General features: G+C 26.2%; 13 protein-coding genes. 12 read left to right on the top strand and 1 reads right to left on the bottom strand.

Features of this window, described 5'->3' with window-relative positions:
- Nucleotides 1-145: 145 nt before the first annotated feature.
- Nucleotides 146-1,264, bottom strand: coding sequence for a Coenzyme F420 hydrogenase/dehydrogenase, beta subunit C-terminal domain (locus tag BN346_RS18625; protein ID WP_040330568.1), 1,119 nt, complete (start codon nt 1,262-1,264; stop codon nt 146-148).
- A gap of 443 nt (nt 1,265-1,707) precedes the next feature.
- On the opposite strand from BN346_RS18625, the gene BN346_RS18620 reads away from it, so the two are divergent.
- From BN346_RS18620 to BN346_RS18570, 12 genes are all read left to right on the top strand, one after another.
- The gene (locus tag BN346_RS18620; protein ID WP_040330566.1) at nt 1,708-2,244 is read left to right on the top strand and encodes a flavodoxin family protein; all 537 of its coding nucleotides are present in this window, start codon (nt 1,708-1,710) and stop codon (nt 2,242-2,244) included.
- 24 nt (nt 2,245-2,268) lie between these two features.
- Nucleotides 2,269-2,658 carry a MerR family transcriptional regulator gene (locus BN346_RS18615; protein WP_040330565.1) on the top strand — a complete coding sequence of 130 codons (390 nt, stop codon included), beginning with the start codon at nt 2,269-2,271 and terminating at the stop codon, nt 2,656-2,658.
- A gap of 186 nt (nt 2,659-2,844) precedes the next feature.
- The gene (locus tag BN346_RS18610) at nt 2,845-3,753 is read left to right on the top strand and encodes a GNAT family N-acetyltransferase (RefSeq protein ID WP_040330563.1); all 909 of its coding nucleotides are present in this window, start codon (nt 2,845-2,847) and stop codon (nt 3,751-3,753) included.
- A 78-nt stretch (nt 3,754-3,831) separates the two neighbouring features.
- Complete coding sequence (locus tag BN346_RS21815; RefSeq protein ID WP_158644517.1) at nt 3,832-3,984, top strand: hypothetical protein; 153 nt, start codon at nt 3,832-3,834, stop codon at nt 3,982-3,984.
- Nucleotides 3,985-4,160: 176 nt separating this feature from the next.
- The gene (locus tag BN346_RS18605; RefSeq protein ID WP_040330562.1) at nt 4,161-4,787 is read left to right on the top strand and encodes a hypothetical protein; all 627 of its coding nucleotides are present in this window, start codon (nt 4,161-4,163) and stop codon (nt 4,785-4,787) included.
- The gene (locus BN346_RS18600; protein ID WP_040330561.1) at nt 4,780-5,544 is read left to right on the top strand and encodes an ABC transporter permease; all 765 of its coding nucleotides are present in this window, start codon (nt 4,780-4,782) and stop codon (nt 5,542-5,544) included. Before BN346_RS18605 ends, BN346_RS18600 begins: the two co-directional genes overlap by 8 nt.
- On the top strand, nt 5,531-6,247 hold the full coding sequence (locus BN346_RS18595; RefSeq protein ID WP_040330560.1) for an ABC transporter ATP-binding protein: 717 nt from the start codon (nt 5,531-5,533) through the stop codon (nt 6,245-6,247). Before BN346_RS18600 ends, BN346_RS18595 begins: the two co-directional genes overlap by 14 nt.
- A 45-nt stretch (nt 6,248-6,292) precedes the next feature.
- Nucleotides 6,293-7,261, top strand: coding sequence for an ABC transporter substrate-binding protein (locus tag BN346_RS18590; protein WP_040330559.1), 969 nt, complete (start codon nt 6,293-6,295; stop codon nt 7,259-7,261).
- Between the two features lie 13 nt (nt 7,262-7,274).
- On the top strand, nt 7,275-7,817 hold the full coding sequence (locus tag BN346_RS18585) for a hypothetical protein (protein ID WP_040330558.1): 543 nt from the start codon (nt 7,275-7,277) through the stop codon (nt 7,815-7,817).
- A gap of 498 nt (nt 7,818-8,315) precedes the next feature.
- Nucleotides 8,316-8,759: a LytTR family DNA-binding domain-containing protein gene (locus tag BN346_RS18580; RefSeq protein ID WP_242838457.1), complete on the top strand. Its 444-nt coding sequence runs from the start codon at nt 8,316-8,318 to the stop codon at nt 8,757-8,759.
- A gap of 16 nt (nt 8,760-8,775) precedes the next feature.
- Nucleotides 8,776-9,192 carry a DUF3021 domain-containing protein gene (locus BN346_RS18575; RefSeq protein ID WP_051540518.1) on the top strand — a complete coding sequence of 139 codons (417 nt, stop codon included), beginning with the start codon at nt 8,776-8,778 and terminating at the stop codon, nt 9,190-9,192.
- 440 nt (nt 9,193-9,632) lie between these two features.
- Nucleotides 9,633-11,555, top strand: coding sequence for a serine hydrolase domain-containing protein (locus BN346_RS18570; protein ID WP_040330557.1), 1,923 nt, complete (start codon nt 9,633-9,635; stop codon nt 11,553-11,555).
- Nucleotides 11,556-11,583: the final 28 nt, after the last annotated feature.

Genomic DNA, 11,583 nt, shown 5'->3' with positions numbered 1-11,583 from the left:
AATAATAAACCCTTTCAGTAAAATATAAGGTTCAAATAGTTAAAATAAGATATAACGCATCAACCTAGAACCTTATAAATATTTTCGTACATTAATTTATTAAATAAATAAAATTTTTTAATATATTTAATAATATTATTATAAATTATTTATAGTTATTCTTTAAATAATTAGATATATATTCAAATCCGTAGTTATGATAAGTATCCCAAAAGTCTGCTCTAGTGTTTGGATATTTAACTGGAGAAGTAAGTCTATTTTGTTCTGTTAAGGCTTCTATTTTATTACGTTCTTCTATATGGAGAAAATTAAAGGCCTCATTTAAAAGTTGGTGACCTTTTTCAGTAGATACTGAGATTAAGGAGACACCTTTAGTGTCATACCAAGCTGTATCATATTTTTCTATGCCCCAGTAATCGGCAATGGTAATATCAGATACACGATGAATATCTGTATATGGACAGTTTTCACATGATGGTCTCATAATAGTCATTTCATTAAAGAAAAGTTGATAAAATCTATTGTCAGTATAGTAGTTACTATCACCAGCAATTTTATATGTAAAGCCCTTATTGCTATTTTCCCTACGCCAATCTACTTGTTTTGTACGGAAGAATACTTCAACTAAGTTATTAGAATGCTCTTTTTCTAATAATGATTTGTATTCTTTCCAAATTAGAGGACTAGGAACGCTATGGCAAATTAAATCACAAGTATATAAGTTTTTACTTATAATATTATTTCCAATAAAGCTTCTAAGACCTGCAATTTGACATGGAGTACCAGTAAATAAGACTTTTTTACCAGAAATAAGGTCAGCTTTAACATCTTTAAAAATAGAATTCATAGTACTTTGGGCATATTTTGAAAATCTCATTCGATTTCGTTCATTTTCATTAGTAGCTTTGGTATGAATAATATTAAAATCATCATCAAAGTCTACACCATAAATTAATCCATTTTCTTTTAGTATTACATCAGAAATAGCTGTAAAGGCACCACCAGATGTGGAATTAGAAAGAACTGAAGTATCTTTATGTTTTGCAACATAGAAAGTAGGTTCTTTATCATTTTTAAAGTTATCTTCTTTAATTAATGGACATACATTTTTACAAATACCACAATTTATGCATAAGGTTTCATCTATAAATGGATATAAAAAACCTTCTGAATCAGCTAGCATAGATATTGCATTTTTAGGACAAGAATTGTAACAAGCAGTACAACCACAACAATCTTTTTTTGAATTATAAATTTGTTTCACAACAAAACCCCCCTTATAAAGTTATAGGCAAGCAAGCTCCAATTTTAAACTATATTTTTAGCTATAAATATTTTCTTTCAAAAGAAATGTTCATTTTAAAACAATATAAAAACTTGTTTTTTAGGTATTTCTAGGAACAAAGTGAGCAATATCTACTATAAATATTCACTTTTCACTTTTACTTCTTAATTTAGTTTCAAATATAGAAATAAGAATAACCTGTAACGCTAGAGTTATCAATTGAAAAGTATATTATTGTAAATCTGAACTTGAAACCCTATAGGAACAAACAACTAAATTAATAATTTAATTTTATCACTTTGAAATAATTTTTAAATAAAATAAAAAATATAAATTAAGTTATTGACTTAGAGTTAACTCTAAGTGGTATTGTTTTTATGGAAGTAAAAACTATTATAAAAAGAGGGGAAGAGTGAGAAAATATGAGTAAAAAAGTATTGATTTTATCATCAAGTCCTAGAAAAGGTGGAAATTCAGATATTTTATGTGATCAATTTTTAAAAGGTGCAAAAGAAAGTGGACATGAAGTAGAAAAAATATTTTTAGGAGAGAGAAAAATAAATTATTGTTTAGGTTGTGAAGGTTGTGCAGAAAGTAAAGTTTGTGTATGGCATGATGATATGGCAGAAGTGTTAGATAAAATGATTGAATCAGATGTAATTGTTATGGCAACTCCAGTATATTTTTACACAATGGATGCTCAAATGAAAACATTAATTGATAGAACTGTTCCTAGATATACTGAAATTAGAAATAAAGAGTTTTATTTTATTATGACAGCAGCAGATAGTAGCAAGGAATCTTTAGAAAGAACATTAGAAGGATTCAGAGGATTTACTAGTTGTCTTTCTGGGGCTACAGAAAATGGTGTTATATATGGAACAGGCGTATGGAAAAAAGGAGAAGTTAGAAAAAGTAAAGATTTTGAAATAGCATATAATATGGGAAGAAATATATAAATCATTTGAAAGAAAGGAAACTATATGAATATTACAGAAGTAAGTAAAAAGTTTGGGCTTTCTCAAGATACACTTAGATATTATGAGCGTATTGGATTATTACCACATGTAAATCGTAATAAAAGTGGAATTAGGGATTATACTATAGAAGACTGTAATTGGGTAGAGTTTATAAAATGTATGAGGAGTGCAGGACTCCCAATTGAGGTACTAATTGAATATGTTTCATTATTTAAGAAAGGTGATGAAACTATTGATACTAGAAAGAATATACTTATTGAACAGAGACAGATACTATCAGAAAAAATAGAAGAAATGCAAAATGCATTAAATAGGCTAGATAAAAAGATTGCTATGTATGATGATGGTCTAATAAAAACAGAAAGATGTCTAAAAAATAGTAATGAAAAATAGTATGAATATGTATATATATTGATAATAGGAGAAGTCGTAAGATATAAACTTACGGCTTATTTTTATTTAAGAAAAAATTATAAGGTTGAGTAATAATAGGTTTACAAATAAAATTAAAAGTAGATAAGATGCAATATTTAATGCAATTTTAGGAGAAAAAAATTTAAGAGCAAAAGGGTGGAAGTTATGAGTAGTTACATAGAAGTTATGAAAAAGAAATATCTTTATGAAGTTGGATATAGAAATAAAGATGTTTTTAGAAATAGTTTTAATGAATTAGCAGAAAAAACATTTGGAATTAATTTTGAAAAATGGTATCAAGAAGGTTATTGGGGAGATGGGTATATACCATATTCTTTATTAGATGGTGATAAAGTAGTAGCAAATGTATCTGTAAGTATTATGGAGTATTTAATTCATGGTGAAAAGAAAACATATATACAACTAGGTACTGTTATGACAGATAAAGAATATAGAAATAGGGGCTTAAGCAGAATACTAATGGAGAAAGTGATAGATGAGTGGGAAAATAAAGGTGATTGCATATATTTATTTGCAAATGACAATGTATTAGATTTTTACCCTAAGTTTGGGTTTAAAAAATGTGATGAATATCAATACTCAAAGAATATAATTAAGGAAAGAACTAAAACAACAGAAAAAGCAAGAAAGATGAATATTGAAGAAAAGTTTGATAAAGATATTTTTTTACAGGTTATTAGTAACAAATGTAATTTATTCAAAGTTAATATGGAAAATAACAGGTCACTAATAATGTTTTACTGTATGGATTATATGAAAGAAAATATATATTATATTGAAGAATATAATACTATTGCTATATGTGAATATGATGAAGAAAAACTATATATACAAGATATATTTTCAACAAAGGAAATAGATTTAGATAAAATTATAAATATATTAAGTTTAGATGAAACTGAAAAAGTAATTCTAGGATTTACACCTAAAAACACATCATCTTATGAAGAATCATTAGTAAATGAGGAAGATACTACATTATTCATAAGAGCAATAGGAAAAACTCCATTTGAAACAGAAAAGCTAATGTTTCCAGTATTATCACATACTTAAAGTAAAGATTTAAAAACTAATATTGTGAAAGAAAAGTTATAATAGTTTAGGTTTACAAATTTTATCTTAGGTTAAACTATGATGTATAAATCTATATATTATAATGAAAATATAGATGAAATGGTAGTTAAAATTGGAATATTGAAAGAAAAATGCTTAATTGGACAAATACCGTCAACTTACACGATAACTAGTGAAATTATAAAAGTTTCACTAGTTATTTTTATATAAAGATATATTATTATAATTTAATTATTTAAAAATTTTTAATATTACAAACTTTACATATGATATTGATTATCAATATCATATGTAATATACTTTATTTGTTAATTTAAAAAATAATATAAAGTAAATATTAACGAAAAGATATTAAAATACATGATTGAATTAGGAAGGAGGAAACGATGAAATATATTTTTATAAATCCAGTTGTAGCCAATATGTACATAAAGGAAGAATTAGATAGAGTCTTATATAAAAATGGATACATAAGGGTAGAAGTTAAAAATGATTGGCATAAGATTGTAAAAGAAAAGTATAATAAAGAGCTTAAAGGAGTAGATAGAACTTTTTTAGATAAAAGATGTCCTTTAGCTATAGAAACAATTCATAAATATGTAAATAAAGAAGATGTTTTTATTCCTAAGATTGATCCAATTTTAATACATTGTGGTATAGAAATTGCAAATAGAGAGGAACTAAGGGGAAAGAAAAAAATAATTACTACACCATGTGAAAGTTTAGCAATTTATGGAAATGAAAAGAATTTAGAAGATACCATATTTATAAGTTGGAAAGAATTCATATCTAATCTAGCGGACCATGAAAATCTTAAAGTAAAACAACTCAATGAAAGTCCTATTCCATTAGGGTATTTTAAATCTTTAGAGGTTAAAATTAGTAGTATTTCAGGAAAAGAGAATATAGAAAATTACTTTAAAAATAAATTACATATGGAAAGTGACTTAGTTGAGATGCTTTATTGTCCAAATGGATGTAACAATGGAGATGGAGTTTTAATAAATGAATAAAAATAAATGGATAAAAACATTGATTTCTATTGTGATTCTAGTTTTTATATGGAGTATAGCCACTAAGATGGAGCTAGTTAATTCTTATATTTTACCATCACCATCAAAGGTATTAGATGTTTTATTTAAAATGATTGTATCAGGAGAGATTTTTCAGGATATCTACATAAGTTATATAAGAGTTTTAAAAGGATTTTTTATAGCAACTATATTAGCACTTGTATTAGCAATGATAAGAGTTATTCTTCCAAAATGTAATGATTATTATGAAAATATAATTCAATTTTTTAAGAATGTGCCACCGCTAAGTTTAATATCTCTTCTAATTTTATGGTTTGGTATAGGTGAAACAACTAAGATAGGAATAATAGTTTTAACTTCATTTTTCCCAATATACTTAAATACAGTAAAGGGATTTGTAAGTTGTGATGAAAAATTATTGGAAGTTGGTAAAATTTATGGATATTCAAAGACAAGAAGTTTTTTTAAGATAAGACTTCCATATGCTATGTCAGATATATTAGTTGGAATGAGAATAGGTTTAGGTTATAGTTGGAGAGCCATAATAAGTGCAGAAATGATTGCTGCATCAACTGGTTTAGGTCATATGATTTTGTTTGCTCAGCAAATGTCTAGAACAGATAAGGTTATAGTTGGTATTTTAGTAATAGGTGTAATTGGTTACATAACAGATAGAATGTTTGCATTTATAATTGATAAGGCTTTGAAAGGATCAGAAAAAAATGGATGGGATTAAATTAGTAAATGTAAGTAAGTTTTATACTGTTGAAAAAAATAGTATAAAAGTTCTAAATAGAATTGATTTAAACATACAAGCAAATAAGATAACAGTAATTTTAGGGCGAAGTGGATGTGGAAAGACTACATTATTAAGACTTGTAGCAGGTTTGGAAAAGTTAGATCAAGGAGAAATTTTAGATGATAATTCAAAGAAAAAAGCTTATGTATTTCAAGAGGATAGATTAATGCCTTGGCTAGATGTAAAAAAAAATATAACTTTTGGGATAGATAAAAATGATATAGATAATAAAAGAATTAATGAAATTATTGAAATGGTAGGTCTTAAAAAATTTTATAGTGCATATCCAAAACAATTATCAGGTGGAATGAAACAAAGAGTATCAATTGCAAGAGCATTTGCATATGATCCAGATTTTATAATGATGGACGAGCCATTTTCAGCATTAGACTTTTTTACAAGAGAACAAATGCAAAAGGAATTATTAAAAATTCATAACACATCCAGATGTTCAATTTTATTTGTAACTCATAGTATAGATGAGGCTCTTATTCTTGGGGATAAAATAATAATTTTAGAAAAGGGTGTTATTAAATCTCAATATGAAATTGAAGAAGAAAATGATTCAAGAGATTTATTAGATTATAAGTTTGTTGAATTAAAAAAGAAAATAATTAATGACTTAAAAATAATTAATTAAAAAATATATGTACATAAAGATACAAAGATAACGGAGGAAAAAGGTATGAAATTAAGTAAATCAATAAAAAGAAAATTAGCATCGGTAATTGCAACTGGTATAGTAATGACAGCAATGGTTGGATGTACACCAACAAAAGAAACAAGTTTAGAGGAGTTAGTAATAACCCATGTAACATCACCTTTAAATGTACCAAGTATAATACAAAAAAATAATAATATATTTGAAGAGGAATTCAGTGCAAATGGTAAGAATATTGCAATTAAATATGCTGAAATAACATCAGGAGCTGACCAAACTCAAGCATTAGCATCAGGAGATGTTGATATTTTATATGCTGTTGGGGGAACTTCTATAGTTTCAGCAGCTGCAAATGGTGCAGATATAAAAATATTAAATATGTATAGTAGATCACCAGAAGCATTTTGCATGTATTCATTAGATAAAAACATAAAATCAGCAGAAGACTTAAAAGGTAAAACTATAGCAGGACCAGTTGGAACTAACTTACATCAATTGTTAGTAGCATACCTTGAAAAAGCTGGAATAACTATAGATGATGTTAATTATGTGAATATGTCTATATCTGATGCAAAAGCTGCTTTAGATGGGAAAAGTGCTGATGTAGCATTACTTGCAGGACCTACTGCATACAAAGCAAAACAACAAGGATACAATTTAGTTGCTAATGGACAAGGATTAACAGATGCAGTAATAGCAGTTGCTGTTAGAGAAGATTTTTACAATGAGCATAAAGAAGAACTAAAAACATTTATGAAGGCTGAAGCTAAGATAATTGAATACATAGAAGAAAATTATGACAAAACTATGGATATAGTTTCTAAAGAACTTGATTTAGATAAATCAGCAGTTGAAGAAATGTATAAACAATATGATTTTAATATAGAAACAACAGAGGAAGATCATAAGGCATTTCAAAATGTAGCAGACTTCATGTTAAAAACTAAAATGATAGAAAAAGAAGTTAACACAGATGAACTTTTCATAAAGTAGTAGGTGGAAATAAGTGATACAAGAAAAAATTATAATAAAAGATGAAAGTGATATTATAGAGATAACTTATGATGATATATTAAAATATCATGGTAGAGAAATGATTGGTGGAGCAGCTTTAGCATTTAAAATTATGGTAATGACTTTTCCGAAACTTTGTAATGAAATACCACAAAGAGGAAAATTTACTTTTTATAGTGGAATAGGACAAAATGGAAAAGGAATAATAGATGCTGTAGAAATGGTTATGCGTGTAAAAACTCATGGACAATTAAGATTAGATAGTGAGTATTCTAATGCTAAGATTGGAGAAAAAGCACCTGGTGGTGGAAGATATTATTTTGAAATAGGATATGATGATAAACTAGTAAAATTATATTTAAGAGAAGGAATAATACCTAGTGAGTTTATAAACTATTCTAAACTAGCTCATAAGTGTAAAGCAGAAAATATATCTATGACAATACAAGACAAAGAAAAATTATTATCATTGAGACAAGAATTAGCTAGAAGTATTATAGAAACTAAACCAGAAGACTTATTTGTCATTTTATAATAATCTATAGGGTTCCGAACTCAAATTCAAAGGAATCTCTTTATCAAATGATACTACTAAAGTTACATGTTATTTCTATTTTTATATTGGAACCAAGTAAGAAGTAAGAGTGAAAAGTGAAAAATTAAGGTAGGTATTACTCACTTTGTTCCTAATATCTAAAAATAAAAGCACATAAAACTTTCTCAACTCACATAAAAATAATAGCATTTTTCAAATATTAAATTAGAATAATGCTATTTTAAGAAATGGGGAATTTTCAAAGGTTATTCATAAAAATTCCAAAGAAAATCTAATAAATAATGTTACAAAAATAGTTAGTAAAATTATAAAAGTTTTACTAACTATTTTTATATATAAAATATCAAATAGCATTTAAATGGTGTCTTTTAGTATCTTACTATTAAATTATTGCATGATAGATGTTTCTTTATGACTTAATAGTTAATTAAAAGTATAATGAATATATAAGCTAGCTTAAGGAGGATGTTAAGGAGGATGAGTTCTATTAAGGTTGAGATTAAAATAAACGAGAACATCGAACAGGCATATGTTGTTATTTATACAAATGAGATAAATGAAGAGATAAACGAAATATTACTAAGGTTAAAAGAAAATGCAGAAATTATCGCAGTGAATGAAGGAGAAAAAATAGTAATTTTACAGAAACGAGAGATATATATGGTAAGGTTAGAAGCAACTGAACTTATGATTTACACTAAGGATAAATCATATAAAAGTAAGAAAAGGTTGTATGAAATAGGTGAACAGCTTGGCAGTGGGTTTATGCAAATATCAAAATATGCTTTTATAAATTTAAAAATGGTTGATAGTGTAGAACCTTTCTTTAATGGCGTAATGAACCTTAAACTTAAAAATGGGTATACAGAATATATATCTAGAAAATATTTGCCAAGTTTTAAAAAATACCTAGGAATTTAATAAGGAGGATATGATTATGAAAATATTAAAGAAGATATTATCTGGAATAGCTTGGGGTTCAACATTTTTTGTTATTAGTGGGATAATAGCAGCATTAAATAGTGATGCTTTTTTTATTGAAACAAATAGTCAATTTATTACTCAAGCTATAGCATCGATAATTTGTGGAATTTCATTTTGTGTTCCAACTATAGTTTATGATAATGAAAAAATACCAATGCCATTAAAAGTATTAATTCATATGGGGACAGGCTTAACAGTTTATTTGCTAATAGCATTATGGATAGGCTGGATTCCAATTAAACATGGAATATTACCAATGATAATAACAGTATTAGGAATGATAATTTTATCATTTGTTATTTGGGGAGGATTTTATTTTTATTATAGAATGGAAGCAAAAAATATAAATAAAAAAATAAAAGAAAAGTAAAAATTTAATACAATGCAAATAAGAAAGCTTAATGCTTCAACATTAAGCTTTCTTATTTACATTTATTTTGTTTTATGGTTATTGGGATTAACGGAATATGTTAAAGAAAATGATGATAATTCCATATGGAGCATTAGCAGAGATTGATTGTAATAATATAAAATTTTCTATATTGGAATGAGGTGTATTATAATTTAATTAAGTAAAAAATTAGTAGCCTAATTGTAGACGGGGCTACTATTTTTTATTTAATTAATATAGGAGGTGATATGTTCAGAAGTAAAGTTACTAGAACAAATAAGTGAATTATGATAATTATGTGAATAGCAATTTGAGTTTATTTTAAGAAAGAAAAAATCGTATAATTTTCGTAAGAAAAAAGTTAAAAAATAAAAATCACCATAGATTACAATGAAATTATAAAAGAAAGGGTGATTTGAATGAAACAAAGGTTAAGAAAGAGTGTATTAATATTACTTTGTAGTATAACATTTTGTCTTTATATAAGTATACCAACTTTGGCATTGAGCAATGATATGGAAATAAATCATGAAAATATTGAGTATTTTATGGATGATTTCTTTAAAAAAAATATAGACAAGTATAACTTGCCAGGAGCTGCAGTTGTTGTTGTAAAAGATGGAGAAGAAATTTTAAAAAAAGGATATGGATATAGCAATCTAGATGAGAAAAAAGTGATTAATCCTGATGAAACATTATTTCCAGCAGCATCAGTAAGTAAGTTATTTACAGCAACTGCCATTATGCAACTTGCAGAACAAGGTAAGATTGATTTAAATGAAAATGTTGAGAAGTATATTGCACCTTATAAAATAGAAAATAAATTTGTAGGTAAGGTAACTTGTAGAAATCTATTAACACACACAAGTGGAGTAGATGAAGCAAGTGAAATAAATGGGAATACTAGAGATAAGAATAATATAAAGTCGCAAGAATATTATTTTGATAATCATAAAATAATTGTAACTAGAGAGCCAGATACAGTAAGTAGATATTCAAATCAAGGTTACAACATTTTAGGATATATAATTGAGAAAGTTTCAGGAATGAGCTATGAACAGTATATAAATGACAATATATTATATCCACTTAAGATGAATAATTCATTGGTAAGATTAGATAATGATAATCTTGCAAAAGGGTATGAAATATCATATAAATCTTATACATTAGTTCCTTTAGCTTATCAATATACTTCGGGTTCTTCAGGAATAGTAGCTACTGTAAAGGATATGGAAAACTTTATGTTGGCTCATTTAAATAATGGAGAATTTCAAGGTAATAGAATAATGAATGTGGAAACTTCAAAATTAATGCAAAGTAAGCAATTTGCAAATGATAATATTTTTTCAGGTATGGGTTATGGATTTATTAGAAGTAATAGAAATGGACAAGAAATAATAAAGCATGAAGGGGCGTTGCCAGGATATACAACAACTATGTTTTTAATACCCAAACAAAATTTAGGTGTTTATGTAGCAACTAATTCATTAAATCCAGTGCCATTTAATATAGAAGAAGACTTTTTAGATGAATTTTATACAGAGAATATCAATGAGTATAAAGATATAATACCTAAAAATTATAAAGATTATAGCAAGTATAGTGGTATTTATAGAAATTATGATGGAATTTCAAAAAGTAACATTATGAAAATTGGATATCTATTTGATCCTACTATGGATATGGAAATAGTGGATAATAAAGATGGTACTTTAAGTTTAAAGGAATATACTAATGCAAAAGAAAAAAATGTAACAAAGCTTGTAGAAACTGATGATGGTGTGTTTGCTAGGGAAGATGGTAAGGGGAAATTTGCATTTAGACTTGATGAAAAAGGACAGGTTATATATGCATTTAATGATGTAAGTCATAATGCGTATGAAAAAATAAATTTATATCAAGGCAGAGAATTAAATATAGTTTTACTAGCTTTTTCTACAGTGATTTTTTTAATAGTAATATCTAGATCATTGTTTAGGTGTGTGAAAAGACTAGTAAAAAAGCAAGAAAATGAGGACTTTAAAGAAATAAAAAGATTAAATATATGTAATTGTATTATATCATTTCTAAGTATTATGGGTTTTTATGGAAGTGTAATATTAGCAGTTTCAATTATATTAATTAATGATTCATCTTTTATCTCATTATTATATATATTATTGGGATGTATAGTAGTAGCTACTATTTTAAGTATTATGTCTATTATATATACAATAGGTATACTTGCAAAATGTAATGTTAAGGTAAAAGTAAAGCTTTTTTATGTGATAGTATCAATAGCTAATTTGGTGTTTGGATTAGAAATGTATCACTTCAATTTTCTTGGGTTTAAGATATAAATAGGTGTATAATCATGATGAACTAGAG

Source organism: Clostridium ihumii AP5, from assembly GCF_000612845.1.
GTDB lineage: Bacteria > Bacillota > Clostridia > Clostridiales > Clostridiaceae > Clostridium_J > Clostridium_J ihumii.
The sequence above is the reverse complement of the archived record's forward strand: the minus strand, read 5'-3'. Positions and strand labels throughout refer to the sequence as shown.